The organism is Kribbella sp. NPDC006257, assembly GCF_040613535.1.
Taxonomy (GTDB): domain Bacteria; phylum Actinomycetota; class Actinomycetes; order Propionibacteriales; family Kribbellaceae; genus Kribbella.
In genome coordinates, this window is record NZ_JBEXSJ010000059.1 from 1 (window position 1) to 17,655 (window position 17,655).

At 67.9% G+C, this 17,655-nt stretch carries 13 protein-coding genes; 6 read left to right on the forward strand and 7 right to left on the reverse strand.

Annotation, left to right across the window (positions count from 1 at the left end; all coding sequences use genetic code 11):
* Positions 1 to 132 precede the first annotated feature (132 nt).
* The 3 genes from ABZ004_RS39125 to ABZ004_RS39135 form a co-directional block, all read right to left on the reverse strand.
* Entirely contained in the window at positions 133 to 1,023 is an 891-nt protein-coding gene (locus ABZ004_RS39125) for a peptidylprolyl isomerase (protein WP_355687156.1), read from the reverse strand.
* A gap of 93 nt (positions 1,024 to 1,116) precedes the next feature.
* Positions 1,117 to 2,883 (reverse strand): biotin carboxylase N-terminal domain-containing protein, encoded by a 1,767-nt coding sequence (locus ABZ004_RS39130; protein WP_355687158.1) that lies wholly within the window; start codon positions 2,881 to 2,883, stop codon positions 1,117 to 1,119.
* Between the two features lie 65 nt (positions 2,884 to 2,948).
* A complete protein-coding gene (locus tag ABZ004_RS39135) occupies positions 2,949 to 3,083 on the reverse strand; it encodes an Lrp/AsnC ligand binding domain-containing protein (protein WP_355687159.1) in 135 nt (44 codons plus the stop codon).
* A 98-nt stretch (positions 3,084 to 3,181) separates the two neighbouring features.
* On the opposite strand from ABZ004_RS39135, the gene ABZ004_RS39140 reads away from it, so the two are divergent.
* Positions 3,182 to 4,111, forward strand: coding sequence for an SMP-30/gluconolactonase/LRE family protein (locus tag ABZ004_RS39140; RefSeq protein WP_355687161.1), 930 nt, complete (start codon positions 3,182 to 3,184; stop codon positions 4,109 to 4,111).
* 101 nt (positions 4,112 to 4,212) lie between these two features.
* Positions 4,213 to 5,820 carry a hypothetical protein gene (locus ABZ004_RS39145; protein ID WP_355687163.1) on the forward strand — a complete coding sequence of 536 codons (1,608 nt, stop codon included), beginning with the start codon at positions 4,213 to 4,215 and terminating at the stop codon, positions 5,818 to 5,820.
* Between the two features lie 59 nt (positions 5,821 to 5,879).
* On the opposite strand, the gene ABZ004_RS39150 is transcribed toward ABZ004_RS39145, so the two are convergent.
* Both ABZ004_RS39150 and ABZ004_RS39155 read right to left on the reverse strand, forming a co-directional pair.
* Positions 5,880 to 7,319 carry an Nramp family divalent metal transporter gene (locus ABZ004_RS39150; RefSeq protein WP_355687165.1) on the reverse strand — a complete coding sequence of 480 codons (1,440 nt, stop codon included), beginning with the start codon at positions 7,317 to 7,319 and terminating at the stop codon, positions 5,880 to 5,882.
* A gap of 71 nt (positions 7,320 to 7,390) precedes the next feature.
* On the reverse strand, positions 7,391 to 8,089 hold the full coding sequence (locus tag ABZ004_RS39155) for a hypothetical protein (protein WP_355687167.1): 699 nt from the start codon (positions 8,087 to 8,089) through the stop codon (positions 7,391 to 7,393).
* 161 nt (positions 8,090 to 8,250) lie between these two features.
* On the opposite strand from ABZ004_RS39155, the gene ABZ004_RS39160 reads away from it, so the two are divergent.
* The 4 genes from ABZ004_RS39160 (at position 8,251) to ABZ004_RS39175 (ending at position 14,858) form a co-directional block, all read left to right on the forward strand.
* A complete protein-coding gene (locus ABZ004_RS39160; protein WP_355687169.1) occupies positions 8,251 to 10,248 on the forward strand; it encodes a sensor histidine kinase in 1,998 nt (665 codons plus the stop codon).
* On the forward strand, positions 10,245 to 10,886 hold the full coding sequence (locus ABZ004_RS39165) for a response regulator transcription factor (RefSeq protein WP_355687171.1): 642 nt from the start codon (positions 10,245 to 10,247) through the stop codon (positions 10,884 to 10,886). The genes ABZ004_RS39160 and ABZ004_RS39165 overlap by 4 nt, the downstream gene beginning before the upstream one ends.
* Positions 10,887 to 10,911: 25 nt before the next feature.
* Complete coding sequence (locus tag ABZ004_RS39170; protein WP_355687173.1) at positions 10,912 to 13,878, forward strand: LuxR C-terminal-related transcriptional regulator; 2,967 nt, start codon at positions 10,912 to 10,914, stop codon at positions 13,876 to 13,878.
* Positions 13,879 to 14,003: 125 nt separating this feature from the next.
* Positions 14,004 to 14,858 carry a DUF559 domain-containing protein gene (locus ABZ004_RS39175; RefSeq protein ID WP_355687174.1) on the forward strand — a complete coding sequence of 285 codons (855 nt, stop codon included), beginning with the start codon at positions 14,004 to 14,006 and terminating at the stop codon, positions 14,856 to 14,858.
* Positions 14,859 to 15,031: 173 nt separating this feature from the next.
* Here ABZ004_RS39175 and ABZ004_RS39180 read toward each other — a convergent pair whose 3' ends face one another.
* On the reverse strand, positions 15,032 to 15,472 hold the full coding sequence (locus tag ABZ004_RS39180) for a YdeI/OmpD-associated family protein (RefSeq protein ID WP_355687176.1): 441 nt from the start codon (positions 15,470 to 15,472) through the stop codon (positions 15,032 to 15,034).
* Positions 15,473 to 15,475: 3 nt separating this feature from the next.
* Positions 15,476 to 17,611: an MMPL family transporter gene (locus ABZ004_RS39185; protein WP_355687177.1), complete on the reverse strand. Its 2,136-nt coding sequence runs from the start codon at positions 17,609 to 17,611 to the stop codon at positions 15,476 to 15,478.
* Positions 17,612 to 17,655: the final 44 nt, after the last annotated feature.

Sequence of the window (17,655 nt, forward strand, 5' to 3'; positions counted from 1 at the left end):
GGGTGCCTCTGTGGCGTTGGTCCCTGTCCCCGGGGTGGGGGCCGGCGCCGCCGGGGGGGACCGGGTGGGGGCCCTCAAACCAAACCCCCCCCCCCCCCCCCCCTCGGCCGGCCCCGCTTCTGTCGTTGAGGATCAGGCGGCTGCGGTGGCCGTCTTGATCTCGACCGGGATGTACGGCCGGCCGTCGGTCGGGCCGCCCTGCGGGCCGGGGATCACGCCGGCGTTGGCCACCTTGTCGATGGCTTTGAGCCCGTCCGCGTCGACCGTGCCGAAGGCCGTGTACGCCGGGTTGAGGGCCGACGCGTCGCCGTACACGATGAAGAACTGGCTGCCGTTGGTGTTCGGGCCGGAGTTCGCCATCGCCAGGATGCCGCGGCCGTACTTCAGCTGCGGGTACACCTCGTCGTTGAAGCTGTAGCCGGGACCGCCGCTGCCCTGCGCGGCCGGGTCCTTCGTCGGGTCGCCGCACTGCAGCACCTGGAGGCCGGCGCCGACCGTGAGCCGGTGACAACTGGTGTTGTCGAAGTATTTCTGGCCGACCAGGCTGAGGAAGCTCTTCACCGTGCAGGGCGCCAGCGCGCTGTCCAGGGTCAGGTGCAGGTCACCGATCGAGGTGCCGAGGGTGACCTTCGACGTACCGCTGGCCTTCACCTTGCCGTTGGACGGCGGGTTGACCGGCTTCGACGCCGCCTCGCCCTTCTTGTAGGTGCAGTCCACCTCGGACGCCAGCGGCGTGGTCCGCTTCGGCGCGGCCGCCAGCGCGGTCGGGATCGTCTTCGGCTTGTTCTCCGGGCCCGGGGCAGCGGCCGACTGCGACGGCGACGGCGTGTCGCTCGCGGCGGGGGTGTCGTCGCCGTTGTTGCCGAGCACGACGAACAGACCGACGATCACGACCACCACTGCCGCGATGGCGGTGAGCGTCACCGCCAGCATCCGTCGCTGGCGGCGGCGTTCGGCATCACGCTCGGCCTGGCGCTGGGCCTTGCGCGCCGCCAACTGCTGCTGATGGGTCTTCTTGGACATGCAGAGTTCTCCCTCACCGAACCGAGCGCGGCAATCCTGGAGGGAACCTAGCGCGTTTCCCTGAGAACTCGCTGTGTAGGGGCCGAGAAGTTGTCAGTCCTTGATCTCGCAGATGGCGGCACCCGCGGCGACGGTGGCGCCGACCTCGGCGGACAGGCCGGTCACGGTACCGGCCTTGTGCGCGTTCAGCGGCTGCTCCATCTTCATCGCCTCCAGGACGACGATCAGGTCGCCCTCGGCCACCGTCGCGCCCTCCTCGACGGCGATCTTCACGATCGTGCCCTGCATCGGCGAGGTCAGCGAGTCGCCCGAGGCGGCCGCCTTGCCGCTGCCACCCGCACGCTTGGCGGGCTTCTTCTTGGCCGACGTGGCAGCGGCTGCCGACGCACCCAGACCGGCCGGGAGCACCACCTCGAGGCGCTTCCCGCCGACCTCGACGGTGACCTTCTCCCGCTCCTGCGGCTCGGTGCCCTCGGTGCCCCCGTCGTACGGCGGGATCCGGTTGTCGAACTCGGTCTCGATCCAGCGGGTGTGCACCCGGAAGCCGTCGGTGCCGACGAAGGCCGGGTCACTGACCACGGCCTGGTGGAACGGCACCGCGCTCGGCATCCCCTCGACGACGAACTCCTTCAGCGCGCGGCGGGACCGCTCCAGCGCCTGGGTCCGGTCCCGGCCGGAGACGATCAGCTTCGCCACCAGCGAGTCGAACGAGCCGGGCACGGTCTCGCCCTGGTCGTAGCCGCCGTCGAGCCGGATCCCCGGCCCGGACGGCGCGTGCCACTTGGTCAGCGTGCCCGGGGCGGGCAGGAAGCCGCGGCCCGGGTCCTCGGCGTTGATCCGGAACTCGATCGAGTGACCGGAGATCTCGGGGTCGTCGTAGCCGAGTTCCTCGCCGTCGGCGATCCGGAACATCTCCCGGACCAGGTCGAGACCGGTCACCTCTTCGCTGACCGGGTGCTCGACCTGCAGCCGGGTGTTCACCTCGAGGAACGAGATCAGGCCGTCCTGGCCGATCAGGAACTCGCACGTGCCGGCCCCGACGTACCCGGCCTCGCGCAGGATCGCCTTGGAGGAGGTGTAGAGGATCTCCCGCTGCTCGGGCGTGATGAACGGCGCCGGCGCTTCCTCGACCAGCTTCTGGTAGCGGCGCTGCAGCGAGCAGTCCCGGGTGGAGACCACCACGACGTTGCCATGGGCATCGGCCAGGCACTGGGTCTCGACGTGCCGCGGCTTGTCCAGGTACCGCTCGACGAAGCACTCGCCGCGACCGAAGGCGCTGATCGCCTCACGGGTCGCGGACTCGAACAGCTCCGGCACCTCGTCCATCGTGCGCGCGACCTTCATCCCGCGCCCACCGCCGCCGTACGCCGCCTTGATCGCGATCGGCAGTCCGTACTCCGTGGCGAAGGCGACCACCTCGTCGGCGTTCGCCACCGGGTCGGGCGTGCCGGGGACCTGCGGGGCGCCGACCTTCTCGGCGATGTGCCGGGCCTTCACCTTGTCGCCGAGCGAGTCGATCGCGCTCGGTGGCGGGCCGATCCAGATCAGCCCGGCGTCGATCACCGCCTGGGCGAACTCGGCGTTCTCGGCCAGGAAGCCGTAGCCGGGGTGCACCGCGTCCGCGCCGGAGCGGGCCGCGACGTCCAGGATCTTGGCGATGTTCAGGTAGGAGTCAGCCGGTGTCGCGCCGTCGAGCGAATAGGCCTCGTCGGCGAGCCGGACGAACAAGGCGTCCCGGTCCGGATCGGCGTACACGGCGACACTGCCCAGGCCCGCGTCGGCGGCGGCACGGACGACCCGGACGGCGATCTCGCCCCGGTTCGCGACCAGCACCTTGGTGATGCGCTTGCTGTCAGTCACAGCTGAACTCCCTTCGGCGAGCCGAGTCTAGGGTGAAGTCCGCTTCAGAGGTGACAGGTTCTTGGTCACATCACCGTGGGCGGCCGTTCGAAGCAGGACTCCAGCACGACGACTGTCTGAGTGCTGGTCACGCCGTCCACCTGGTGGAGCGACCGCAGCGTGGCCTGCAGCTGCTCGGTGCTCGCGGTCCGCACCTTCACCAGGACGGACGCCTCGGTCTACTCCTGGCTCCTCACCACGAACGGAGCGAAACAGCCGTACGATCTCGGGTGACAACGTCGGTCCTTGGGAGTGCTGCATGCCTTTGCTCGAGCCGTTGGCCGGAACCGTTCCTGCGGTGTGGGAGAAGCTGGATGACCGGTTCGCGGGGATCCGGGGTGACGGGCGGCTGGAGCGGTTGTGGACCGGCGGGCGATGGCTCGAAGGTCCGGTGTACTCGCCGGCCGGGCGGTACGTGCTGTTCAGCGACATCCCGAACGACCGGATCCTGCGCTGGGACGAGACGTCGTACCAGATCTCGGAGTACCGGAACCCGGCCGGCAACACCAACGGGCACACGCTCGATCAGGAAGGCCGGCTGGTCAGCTGCGAGCACGGCAACCGCCGGGTGACCCGGACCGAGCACGACGGCTCGATCACGGTGCTCGCCTCCCATCGGGACGGCGGCCGGCTGAACAGCCCGAACGACGTGGTGGCCCGGGCCGACGGCACGGTGTGGTTCACCGACCCGGCGTACGGGATCGACAGTGACTACGAAGGGTTCAAGGGTTCCATTGAGGTCGGCGGCTGTCATGTCTATCGGGTGGATCCGGACGGGACGCTCGCCGTGGTCGCCGACGATTTCAACCGGCCGAACGGGCTGGCCTTCTCCAACGACGGCTCCTTGCTCTACGTGACCGACACGGAGGAAGCGACCATCCGCGTCTTCAGGGTCGACGGCTCCACGCTGTCCGGTGGTGAGCTGTTCGCCGAGTGCGGCAACGGCGCCTTCGACGGCATCCGCCTCGACTCCGAGGGCCGGGTCTGGGGAGCCGCGGCCGACGGCGTGCACGTTTACCACCCGGACGGCACCCTGCTCGGCAAACTTCTGGTTCCCGAGACGGTCAGCAACCTTTGCTTCGGCGGCGCCAAGCGCAACCGCCTCTTCCTCACGGCGACGACGTCCCTCTACTCCCTCTTCACGACGGTCAACGGCGGCCCCCAGCCGTACGACACCACCGCTACGTGACGTAATCGGTCACGGAGCGCACAGTCGGACTGACCGGCGATTTGGGCTACGCAGAGTGGTCAGCGGCGGGCATATCCATTCCCACGGGGGGAAGTTCCGTCATGCTTCATCCAGTTCTGCCTGCGTTCCTGCGGGCGATCGGCCGGGTCACGGTCATCGGCGCCTGTCTCAACGGACCGCCCGTCGCCGTCAACTGCAATCTGTACAGCAGCAAGGACGACGTCTGGCTGAGCGGCCTGCCGAACGCGGCCGCACTCGGCGACGGAACCTACTTCTTCGCGGTCCTGGTGCCGGGTGGGCAGCTCGACCCCAACGACGGCGGTACGGCGAATCTCTCCGACGATCCGGGTGGCGACGCCTACTCGAACCGCACGTTCAGCATCAGCAACGGCGTCATCACCTACGCCGGCAGCCACGGCTTCTCGGACAACAAGGTCCGAATGTTCCCGTACGACGACACCACGAACCCCGGTGGCGTCTACATCCTTGCCGTTTGCCAAGCCCCCGGTCCGGTGCTGCCGAGCGCCTGCAAGTACGACGCGTTCAAGGTGCAATCCGGTGCGACCAGCGCCAGCGATCTCATTGTCACCAAGGACGCCGCCGGTTCCTACGACACGTCGTACAGCTGGACGATCGGTAAGAACGTCGACAAGACCAGGGTCGAGCAGATCGGTGGGTCGGCGACCTTCAACTACACGGTGACCGTGGTCTGCACCGTCAACGCGGGCGCGGCCACGAACCTGACCGTTGCCTCAGGCGACAACTACTACGCCTACAGCTGCGACCTCTCCGCGACTCCACAAGGTCAACTGGACAACACCGCGACGGCCACCTGGCCGGAGCAGGCGGTGGACCCGGTCGGCGCGCTGACGGCCGGGAGCTCCAACTTCATCTTCAGTGACATCGCCTTCGCGCAGAGCCTGATCGACAACTGCGTGAACGTCACCGACTCGTACGCCGGTGCGCTCGGGACGGTCTGTGCCGGTGACGCGAACCCGACGACCTTCAGCTACAGCAGGGTCATCGCCGTACCGGCCTATGACTGCGTCGCGTACGACAACACCGCGATGTTCACCACCAACACGACCGGGACGACCGGTTCGGCCAGTGCCCAGGTGACGGTCTGCGGGCCGGCCAAGACCGGTGCGCTGACGATCGGCTTCTGGCAGAACAAGAACGGCCAGGGCATCATCACCGGCGGGTCAAAGGCCGGGACGGTCTGCAACTCCGGCACCTGGCTGCGCCAGTACGCGCCGTTCCAGGATCTCAGCGCAACGGCGACGTGCGCCCAAGTCGGCACCTATGTCACCACCGTGATCAAGGCCGCCAACTGCTCGGGTAGCACGTGTAACGCGATGCTGAAGCCGCAGATGCTGGCGACGGCGCTCAACGTCTACTTCAGCAGCGCGGCGGGAGGCAACGCGATCAAGCCACCCCGCCCGATCGGTGCGGTCAAGATCGACCTGACGAAGATCTGCAAGATGATCGACGGCTCGGGTGGAGTATCCAGCTGCCCAGGCAGCTACGAGAACACCAGTGCGGCCTTCGGTGGAGCCACTGCGCTGACCGTGCAGCAGATGCTGACCTTCGCCGCCAGCCAGTCGAACGTCGGCGGGACGGTCTGGTACGGACAGGTGAAGGCGACCCAGGTGCTGGCCAAGGACGCCTTCGACGCGGTCAACAACCAGGTGGCGTTCAGGGCACCGTGACCTGGTGAAGGACGGCAGGGCGGTGGCGGGCGGACGGGCCCACCACCGCTCCGCTGCGGTCAGAAGTTGTTCTTGACCTGGTCGATGATGGTGAAGACGGCCAGCGCGCCGAAGGCGAGGAAGCCGAACAGCATCACGCCGGCGCGCAGCCGGGTGATCCGGATCGGCCGCGGCAGGGCGCGCGAGTTCATCCACCACAGCAGGCCGGAGTACACGAACATCATCGTGCCCGCCGTACAGGCCGAGATCACCAGCAGCACCAGCGGCTGGGTCAACCCGGCCAGCAGCACCAGGATGCCGAAGGCAACGAGTCCCCAGACCAGCCAGAAGTAGAGCTTGGACTCGGTGACGGTGGAGGTCCGCAGGTAGCGTGCCTTGATCATGTCGGCCGCGAGCCGGGAGGTGTAGTCGACGATGCCGGCCGCCGCCGCGAACAGTGAGAACGCGCCGATCGCCCAGAACAGGTAGCCGAACCAGCCGCCGACCAGCGACTGCAGGGTGACGCCCTCGATCTTGAGGAAGCTGATCTTGTTCTGGACCGCGGGATTCCCGAACAAGGTCGCGTGCGCCAGCATCGAGGTGAAGACGATCGTCACCACGGTGATCCCGACGAACGTCATCGCCTGCTCGAGGTTCGCGAACTTCCACCAGCGCCGCCAGCGGGCCAGGTTCGCCTGGTCGGGCGGGAAGGTGTAGCCGTTCGCCGTCGGGTCCGCCTCCTCCTCGCCGGTGACCGGTGAGGTCAGCCGCGGGACATGGATGCCCATCCCGAAGCCCTTGTCGCGGATCCAGTTGCTCTGGCAGAGATTCTGGCCGCCACCTGCCCCGGCGTACGCGATCGCGCCCATCATCAACGCGAAGCCGAGCTGGTTGACGGGGAACTCGGGGTGGGTGACGGCGTGGCCGAGGGCGCTGTACGTCTTGCCGCGGATCGCGAAGATCAGCGCCAGGACGACGAGCAGCGCGACGGCCGCGATCTTGACGAAGATCAGCCGTTCGAGCATCACGTAGACGACCGGGGCCAGGGTCAGGATCGCGCCGATCACCAGCAGGATGCCGATCGCGATCCAGCGTGGATCGCCGGCGCCGAACAGGTAGGTGAGCATCGAGGCGGAGCTGGTCGCCCAGCCGGGCCAGAGATTCGCGAAGTACGTCATGATCGCGAAGAACAATCCCCAGTGTTTGCCGTACCGGTTGAAGCCGGTCAACGCTGTCTCACCAGTGGCCAGCGTGTACCGCTCGATCTCCATGTTCAGGAACCACTGGACGACGACGCCGACCACGGCGCCCCAGAGAAACACCAGCCCGACCTGGGAGGAGATGTACGGCCAGAGGATGAATTCCCCGGAGGCGAGCCCGACCCCGGCGCCCACCATCCCCGGACCGACGATGCGCCAGGTCTGGGTCGGCGGCTCAGGCAGGTCCCGCACCTGAGGCGCCGGTAGATTCTTCGTCGGCAAGTTGAACCGCTCGTGGTCAGTGGATGCGGTGTCCGCCATGGGCTCCTCATTCCCTCGACCCCCCACCCCTGGACCCTAACCAACCCCAGCCCCACAAGCGACCCGACACTTCACCGAGCAAGCGGTGGTAGGTCGAAGTCGTCGTTCGACGTACGAAGTAGTGCCACTGAGGCGCCGGCGAAACCGATGGCGGCGACGATCAGACCTGCTCCGGCCGCGAGGTGACCAGGCATGAACGGGTGGGTGAAACCACCGAAGGCGAGCGCGAACCCCATCCACGCGGGTGCGACCCGGCTGCGCCACAAGGCGATCCCGAGCAACAGCAGCCCGAAGGTGACCGCCAGGATGAACAGCAGGCCGCCGATCTGCTCGGTCGGCTGCTTCTCCATCGCATCCCCGAACTTCGCCATCAGCCCGGCGTCCAGCCCGTCGTGCACCACCAGGTACTCCGGTCCGACCACCCCGGACAGCAGGAAGAACCCCGCACTCATCCCACCCACCGCGAGCAGCCCACCCGCGGTCGCCAGCCGGGGAGCCCCGCGCCGAGCCACCCACGCGACAGCGAACATCGCCGCGATCAGCAGGAAGAACGGCACCTGCAGCCACTGCATCAGCTGAAATCGCCCCGGATCGGCAGCGACCGCGGCCAACGTCTTCTCGAACGGCGCGTCCCCGTCGACCGGGCTGATCAAGTAGTAGAGACCCATGAACAGCATCGGCACCGGCGCGATCACGGCGAGCAGGACTCGCCAGAATCCACGGACATCACGGGCTTGTTTGGCTTCGAGAGCGACCTGCGTATCGGACATGACTGAACTCCTAGCAACGAATGACTATGACGGGTTCAGCGTCGGCTGCGATTGCCCCCGCTCGGCAGGTGCTCGGTTCACGGGCAGGGCGAGAAACCTTCCTGGGTCATCCAGGGGTGCGCCCCTACTCGACCGGGGGCCGGTGGCCTGATGATGAGCAGATGGACGAGAGCAGCGGTCGCCGTACGGCGGCGTGGGTGCTGCTGTCGTTCGCCCTGATCGAGACCGCCCTGACCGCAGTGGCCGCTACCGCCTCGGACCTGACCTGGGCCCGTCTCACCGACCTCTTCGTCGTCTCGAACGCCGCGATCGGCCTGGCCCTCGCGCTCGCCGGCTGGCCGATCGCCTACCACCGCCCGCGAAATCTCGTCGGCTGGTCCCTGCTCCTGGGCGGCTGCTTCTACGGCTCCACCGCGACTGGTTTGAGTCTCCTCGCCTGGCTGGGCGAACCCACGGTGCCTTGGCGGATCCTGGCGACCTTCACGAACGGCGGCTGGTCTCCGGCACTCGCACTCTTCATTCCGCTGTCGTTGGTGGTGTTCCCCGACGGACGCTTGCCGAGCCGCCGGTGGCGCTGGCTGGTCGCCGTGCTCGTGGTGAATGCCGTGCTGTGGACCGCGACCGGCGTCTTCGATCGCAAGGGTGGGCTGTCGGCCGAGATCGGGATCCCGGGCTATCCCGCCTGGTCCGGTTTCGAGACCGATCAGTTGCTCGGCGCAATCAGCGGTGCCGGTCTGGCGGTCAGTTTCCTCGCCGCGCTGGCAGCTCTCGTACTGCGGTACCGCCGCGGCACCGAGCAGATTCGCCGTCAGATCCTCTGGCTGCTGCTCGCCATGCTCGTCATCGTGGCCTGCTTCGGGCTCCAGACAATTCTGGCGACCGAGTCGTTGGTGCTCGGCGTTCTGCCGCTTCTGCTGATCCCATTGGCGATTGCGATCGCCGTACTGCGCTATCAGTTGCTCGACATCCGCCTGGCTGTCTCGCGTTCGGTTCTCTACCTGCTGCTCACCGGTGGCGTGGTGGCCGGCTACATCGGGTTGATCGCGCTCCTCGATCAGACCGTACGCCGCCAGGTCTCCCTCAACTCGTCGGTCATCGCGACATTGCTGATCGCGCTCGCGTTCAATCCCGTCCGGGTCTGGCTGCAGCGCTTCATCCAGCGGGCCTTCTACGGTGCCCGGCGCGACCCGGCGCGCGCCATCGCCGAGGTCGGTGCGCAGATCGGAGCAGCCGGCGGGCTCACCGGCGTACTGGCCGCCCTGTGCCGGGTCATGCGCTTCCCGGCTGCCGCAATCGTTGTCGACGGCAACCAGCTGGCGGAGTACGGCGTACTGCCGGCGGCTCGGCATGCGATTTCGTTGCGCTCAGGGAATGAGTGCCTCGGTGAGCTCGTGATCGGGTTGCGTTCTGGAGAGTCGCGGTTGAACGCGGCTGACGAGGAGGTCCTGGCGTTGCTCGCGGCGCCGCTGGCGGTCGCAGTACAGGCTCGGGGGCTGGCGGACGATCTCCGGGATTCGCGGGAGCGGATCATCTCGGGTCGCGAGGAGGAGCGCCGGCGGATGCGTCGCGATCTGCACGACGGGCTCGGTCCGGTGCTGACGGCTGTGGTGCTGAATGCGGATGCGGCGCGGCGGTTGATCGCGACCGAGCCCGAGCGGAGTTCGGAGCTGCTGGCCGAGTTGCGGGATCAGGCGATCGGCGCGATCGAGGAGATCCGGCGGCTGGTGTACGCGTTGCGCCCGCCCGCGTTGGACGGGCTCGGGTTGGTGGGGGCGCTGCGCGAGTATGCGGCGATGGTTTCGCAACGGGCCGACGGCGGTGCGCTGACGGTGACGGTCGATGCTCCGGCGAGTGTGGGTGAGTTGCCGGCCGCGGTCGAGGTCGCGACGTATCGGATCGCCACCGAGGCGGTGACGAACGTGATCCGGCATTCGGGCGCGACGGCGGCCGCCGTACGGCTTACTGTCGATGGTGACGTCCTGCGGTTGGGCGTCTGCGACAACGGGGTGAACGTCGGCTCCCGGTGGACGCCGGGCGTCGGGCTCACCTCGATCAAGGAGCGAGCGGCGGAGCTTGGTGGGCAGTGCGAGATCGGGTACGACCGAACCGGTTGCACGATCGACGTCGTACTGCCCCTGACGGAGGCGGACCGGCGATGAGTGTGCGGATCGTGGTTGCGGACGATCATGGGATCGTCCGGGAGGGGCTCGGGGCGCTGCTGTCGGCGCATCACGGGTATGAACTCGTCGGTACTGCGGCGACCGGCGCGGAGGCGGTCCGCGCGGCGGTGACACTGCGGCCCGACGTACTGGTGATGGACATCCAGATGCCCGATCTGACCGGGATCGAAGCGACCCGCGAGATCGCGAAGGTCGCGCCCGAGGTCGCCGTACTGATGCTGACCATGTTCGACGACGACGAGTCGGTGTTCGCGGCGATGCGGGCGGGGGCGCGGGGGTACGTGCTGAAGGGTGCCGCGCCGGACAACGTGATCCGGGCGATCGCCGCGGTCAGCGCCGGCGAGGCGATCTTCGGGCCGGGGATCGCACGCCGGGCGCTCGCCTATCTGTCGGGTCCGCGGCCCGGCCGACCCGCGTTCCCCGAACTCACCCCGCGCGAACGCGAGGTCCTCGACCTGATCGCCGCCGGCCTCGGTAACGCCGCGATCGCGAGTCGTCTCCGGCTGGCACCCGCCACGGTCGGCAACCACATCACCAGCATCTTCGCCAAACTCCAGGTCGCCGGCCGCCCCGAAGCCATCATCAAAGCCCGCACCGCCGGCCTCGGCGAGGGGTGATCCGGGCGCAGGGCAGACTTCGGCTGTGGAGACTCTGACTGCGCTGGTGGCGTCTTATGCGCCGGATGCCGGGGCGGTGTCGGCGCCGGCGTACGTGCGCCTGGACGAGCTGGCAGCTGCACTGCCAGGCCACAAGGTCGTACTACGCAACGCCGGCTGGCCGGTCGTCCTCTTCGACACCCCGTCCGCGGCTGTGGCAGCGGCCCTCGTACTCCGTGAGCACGCGCGCGCGATCCCCGCCGGTCACCTGCTCCGAATCGCCCTCCACACAGGGTTCTCGCAGAGTGAGGTACTCCGGCACGCCAACCACCTGAACGAGGCGACCAACCCCGGCCAAACCCTCCTGACAGCCCAAACCGCCGAGAGCGCTGGCGAGGTGGTTGATCTTGGGGTGCATCGGTTGCTGGATCTGGGGGCGGGGGAGCGGTTGTTCGCGGTCGGGGAGGTGGTGGCGGCACCTCGTGCGCTGGGGGCGTCGGCGGGCAGTCTGCCGGTGATGTTCACGTCGTTCGTCGGGCGGCGGGCTGAGCTGGGAGCGATCAAGACGCAACTGGCGGCCACTCGGCTGATGACGTTGAGCGGTCCGGGTGGGGCCGGAAAGACGCGGCTGGCGGCTCAGGTTGCGGCCGAATCGGCGGACCGGTGGCCGGACGGAGTCTGGTGGATCGACCTCGCCGCGGTGACCGACGACGGACAGGTTCCCGAGCTGGTGGCGTCGACGATCGGCGTACCGGTTGGTGACGCTCGCCTGCTGGCCGGCCAGTTGCGCGACCGGAAACTCCTGCTCTGCTTGGACAATTGCGAACATCTGCTCGACCCGGTCGCCGAGCTGGTGGTCGCGCTGCAGACCTCCTGCCCGGAGATCACCGTGCTCACCACCAGTCGCGAGCCGTTGGACGTGCCGGGCGAACTAGTACGCCGAGTGCCGCCACTGACCGCAGGCGAAGGCCCCGAACTCTTCGCCGATCGAGCCGATCGCGCAGGTGCCGAGCTGGCCGAGAGTGACGCGAGCACGATCCGATCCATCTGCCGCCGCCTCGACGGCATCCCACTGGCGATCGAACTAGCCGCCTCCTGGCTGCGGACCCTCACTCCCGCTCAGATCGAGGCCGGCCTGGACGACCGATTCGGCTTGCTGGTCCGAAACACCCGAGGCGTTGCCGCCCGTCAGCAGACGCTGGCCGCCTCCATCGACTGGAGCCACGACCTCCTCGACGAGTCCGAACGAGCGGTCTTCCGACGTCTCGCGGTGTTCTCCGGCGGCTTCACCCTCGACGCGGCCCGCGCAGTCTGCGAGAACCCCGCCGTACTCGACACCCTCGGCCGCCTCGTGGACAAGTCGCTCGTCGTCGCAGAAGAGGCGCGCTATCGCCTGCTCGAGACGATCCGCGAGTACGCCGCCGCCCAGCTGGCCGACGCCGGCGAACGGGAACTCGCCGAAGACCTTCACCTGGCTCACTACCTCACCATCGCCGAGTCCGCCGAACCGCTCCTCAACCAAAACCGAGACGCCTGGCGCACCCACATAGAGCCGGACCGAGACAACTACCGCGCCGCCCTGGACCATGCGTTCGCTGTGGGGGGACCAGCTGAGTCGGGGCGGCGGTTGGCGGCTGCGGTGGCGTGGTTGTGGAATCTGGGGGCTACTGGGCAGGAGGGGATCAGGTACCTGCGGCGGGCGATCGAGGTGGCGCCCGAGGATCGGTCGCTGGTGCAGGCGCGGTTGTTGTTCGGGTACGCCTCGGTGGCCGACACTGCGAGTCCGTTCGAGTTCGATGCGGCGGAACGCGGACTGGAACTCGCCATCGAACTCGGGGACGACCGGTTGCGGGCGCACTGCCTGGCGATGGTTGCTTTGGGCAAGGTGTTCTCGGATCTCCAGCAGGCGTGGGAGCTGGCGGGCGAAGGCGCGGAACTGGCCGAGTCGATCGGGGATGCGAGTGCGCGGGACGCCAACCTGGCGTTGCGGTGTCAGCTCCTGGTGATGTGGGACCGGCATGAGGAAGCTCGTCCGTTGCTGGAGACAGTTGCCGATGGGCTGATCGCCCGGGGTGAGCGCGGGATCGCGGCCAGCGTGCTGATGTTGCTCTCCGGCAGTCAGGCGTCGACCGGCGACCTGCAGCAAGCGATCGAGACCGCGGAACGAACGCTCGCGGTCGCCGCGCCACTCGGAGACTTCCATCGCGTCGGGGTGGCCCGGGCGCAGCTGGCGACGCTGCTCGGGAGAGATGGGCGGATCGACGAGGGGTTCGCCTTGCTGGAACCGTTCGTCCGGCTGGTCGAAGAGGCCGGCGCGATGGTGCCCGGGCTCGGCTGGGCGATGGGCGAACTGCATTACCGCGCCGGCGAATTCGAGCAGGCAATCAAGTGGCTCCGTCAGGACACCCCGACCGAAGGCCCGATCGCCGAGACCTACGTCCCCGCGATGATGCTCCCCACCCTCGGCGCCGCTCTCCGTCGCGCCGGTCAGACAGCCGAGTCCGCCACCGTCCTCGACCGCGCTGTCCACCTCAGCAAGCGCTACAACCTTCCGCGCCCACTAGCCGATGCACTGGAACAGCAGGGCTACCTGAAACTGCAGGACGACCCCGACAAGGCGTCCGACCTCTTCCACGAAGCCCTGACTCTCCGCGTCGACCACGCTCTTCGCCTCTACTGGCCGGAAAGCCTGACAGCGTTGACGAAACTCGCCGAACACACCAACCGCCCACTCGGTGCCACTCTGGCCGACCTGACTCTCGACGAAGCGGTCGCCTACGTACGCCGTACGCGAGGTGCCCGCGGCCGCCCCTCCACCGGCTGGCCCAGCCTCACCCCCACCGAACGCCAGGTGGTCGCGCTGGCCGTCGAGGGCCTCACCAACCCCGAGATCGCCACCCGCCTCTACATGAGCCGAGGCACCGTCAAAACCCACCTGGCTCACGTCTACGCCAAACTCAACATCTCCAACCGCACCGAGTTGGCCACCCTCGCCGCAACCCAGCCGCAGTAGGCCCGTCCCGACCGACGCCTGAGTGAGCGTGCTGACCGGGTTGGCGGAGAACTTGTTCCTGTTGATCGGGACAGCCTGTGGATGAACTTCAGCGCGCGCACGGCGTCAACCGGCAAGATCAGCCGGTGGAATCCTTACCCGACGTGCTGGCTCGACTGGGTGGTCGGGCCACCTCCGCCCAGCTGACTCGCGCCACCTCCAAGCGAGCGCTGGCGGCTGCGGTGCGGTCGGGCGCGGTCGTGCGGCTGACGAAAGGGGTCTATGGTCTGCCAGGTCCAGCCGACGCCGAGCAGGTTGCGATCGCCTACGACGGAATCGTCTCGCACCAGAGTGCGGCACTGGCGTGGGGGCTTCCGCTGCTCACACCGCCGGAGAAGCCGCACATCACCGTGCCCGCCAAACGTCGTCCGCGGGAAGGACCTCCTGCCGTACTGCACTGGGCGACGATCGACCCGAAGGACCGGCAGCCTCGGCTGACGTCTCTGCTCCGGACAGTACTGGATTGCGCCCGGATACTGCCGTTCGGCGAGGCACTCGCAGTCGCCGACGCCGCATTGGCTGCCGAGTTGTCCCACCTGCGACTGATTGCGGCGAGCCTGACGTTGCGCGGGCCTGGCGTGCTGAACCTGCGTCGGGTGGCAGCTGTCGCCACTGTCGCGTCCGGGAGCTTCCTCGAGTCGATGATGCGCGCGCTCGTGCTCGCTGCAGGTCTCGAGGACTTCGAGCCACAGGTCGTGATCCGGCGGGGCAGGTTTTGGGCACGGGTCGATCTCGGGCATCGGAAGGCCAGGATCGCCGTGGAGGTCGAGGGCTACGAGTTCCACGGATCGCGCGCAGATTTCGCTGCCGATTGCCGCCGGTACGACGAACTGGTGGCAGCAGGCTGGCTGGTGCTGCGCTTCACCTACCAGCAGATCCTCAACGAGCCGGAGTGGGTGATCGCCACCATTCGGGAGGCGCTGAAGCAGCGGATGGGGTGAGGAGCGTCCCAACCGACAGGATCAATCGCCCGTACCGCGGCTGCCCGCCGCCTGAGTGAGTGTGCTGACAGGGTTGGCGGAGAACTTGTTCCTGTTGATCGGGACACCCCCGCCGGGCGCTGAACATGTTCGCCGGGTGGAGGGGCGCCGGGGTAGCGGACGGGTGGGATGGCTTACTTGATGGTGAGCATCTCTACTGCTTTGGTGATTCGGCGGGCTCGGGTTTCGGGCTTTTTGGCTTCGGTGATGGCGGTGATGTGTTCTCGGCGGTGGCTGAAGGAGAGGTTGTCGAAGGTTTCTCGGGCGCCGGCTGCGGTCAGGGCTGCTGCGAAGTCGTCCGGTACGTCGATTGTTCGCTCGGCGGTGTCGCGGATGACGGTGACCGTGATCGGATCGCCGGGGGCTTTGCCGAGTTCCGTTCTGATCTGTTTCAGGATGCCTAGGGCCAGGCAGCCGCCCATCGAGGCGATGGAGCCGCGGTAGGGGATGCCGTCGAAGGTTGCTTCGACGGGGATGCGGCCGCCGCCGCCGAGGGCGGTGACGACCTCGGCGGGTACTTCGACGTAGGCGCCGCCGCCAGTGGCTGACTGGATGATCGCCTCGAAGCGCTCCATGGGTTACTCCGAAGCCTTGGCGAGTTTGCTGGGCCACCAGATATTGGGGCCGATGTCGTGGGAGAGGGCGGGGACGAGGAGGGAGCGGACGACGGTGGTGTCGAGGAGGACGCCGAAGCCGACCATGAAGGCGATCTGGGCCAGGAAGAGGATCGGTACGACGCCGAGCGCGGAGAAGGTGGCTGCCAGGACGACACCGGCCGAGGTGATGACGCCGCCGGTGACGGCCAGGCCGGTCAGGATGCCGGGCCGGGTGCCTTGCTCGAGGGACTCCTCCCGGACCCGGGTCATCAGGAAGATCGAGTAATCGATGCCTAGGGCAACCAGGAAGACGAAGGCGTAGAGCGGGATCGACGCGTCCGCGCCGGGGAAGTCGAAGAGGTGGTTGAAGACCAGCGCGCTGATCCCGACCGTCGCGCCGAACGAGAGCACATTGCAGACCACCAGCAGGATCGCCGCGACGACCGAGCGCAGCAAGAGCATCAGCACCACGAAGATGACCGCGAGGATGGCCGGGATGATCACCTTGAGGTCGCGGTTGCTCGCGTTCATCACGTCGAGGTTGATCGCGGTGTTGCCGCCGACCAGGACGTCCGGGCCGACCGTGTCCAGCTCGGACCGCAGGTGCTTGACCACTTTGGTCGCTTCGGGGGAGTCGGCCGCGACCTTGAGCGTCGCCTGCACCAGAACCTTGCCGTCGACAACCTTCGGCGGTACGCCGGGCGCCACCGACGCGGATGCCGCACCGATCCCGTCGACCTTCAACGCGGTCTGAACGACCTTCTCGGCCTGGTCGGCCGGCGTGAGGATCTGCACCGGCGTACCGGAGCCGGCGTCGAAGTGTTTGGCGAGCTGTTCCTGACCGGTGACGGACTCGACCTTGTTGAGGAACAGGTCCTCCTGCGAGATGCCGTTGGCCTTGAAGGTCGGCAGGAAGGCGCCGCAGGCGATCAGCGCAAGCGCCGAGATCGCCCAGACCTTGCGCGGGCTGCGGCCGACCAGGCCGGAGACGCGACCCCACAGCTTGCGGCCGCCGACCTGGTCCTTGGCGTGCACGTGGTCGAGGCGGGGGATGGCCGGCCAGAAGATCCGCCGGCCGAAGGCGAGCAGGATCGCGGGCAGGAACGTCATCGCGGAGATCAGCGCGCCGGCGATGCCGATGGCACCGACCGGGCCGAGACCCTTCGTGCTGCCTAGCTGGGAGAGCAGCAGGCAGAGCAGGCCGAGGATGACCGTGGCCGCGCTGGCGGCGATCGGCTCGACCGCGGCCCGCCAGGCGACGCGCATCGCCTGGTACTTGCTCTCGTAGTCGTGCAGCTCTTCCTTGTACCGCGAGACGAGCAGCAGTGAGTAGTCCGTCGCGGCTCCGACGACCAGGATGAAAAGGATGCCCTGACTCTGCCCGTTCAGCTCGATCACGTCGTTCTTGGCCAGCGGGTAGACCACCGAAGCGGCCAGCGCGAGCCCGAGAACAGCCGTGAACAGTACTGCGATGGGCAGGATCGGGCTGCGGTAGACGATCAGCAGGATGACGAACACGACCGCCAGCGCGACGCCGAGCAGGATCCCGTCGATCCCGCCGAACGCGGTGACGAAGTCGGCGAACACGCCACCCGGACCGGTCACGTAGACCTGCAACCCGGTCGGCGTCAGCGACTGCTTGATCTCGGTGCGCATCTCGTCGGCGACCGCGAACAGCGCGGTCTCACCGTTCTTCACGACGTCATCGAGATTGTCGCCGTTCAGTGACAGGGTGATCAGCAGGGCCTTCTTGTCCGCCGACGGGATGATCGTCTTGGCCGGTGCGGCCAGATACCCACCGATCGTCTTGCCGTCGCCGAGCTGGATCGACGGGACCTTGGCGAGGAAAGCGTTCGCCGCGGTCACGTCGGCGGGGGTGATCCCGCTGTCGCGCTGGATCAGCACGAAGTACGGCAGCGCCTTGTTGTCGACGAACTTGGCCGACTCGTTGTTGACCAGCGTCGACTCGGCCTGCTTCGGCAGGAAGTTGGCGTTGTCGTTCTCCTGGACCTCGCTCAGCTTGCCGACCGTCGGCCCGCCGACCGCGCCCAGCAGCAGCCACCCGATCAGCACCGCGGCGATCCCCGCCCGCCAGGCCCAGCGCCGGTTGTTCCGCACCGTTCGTCCCCTATCCCTCGGTTGACGGCACAGTACCGAGTCCC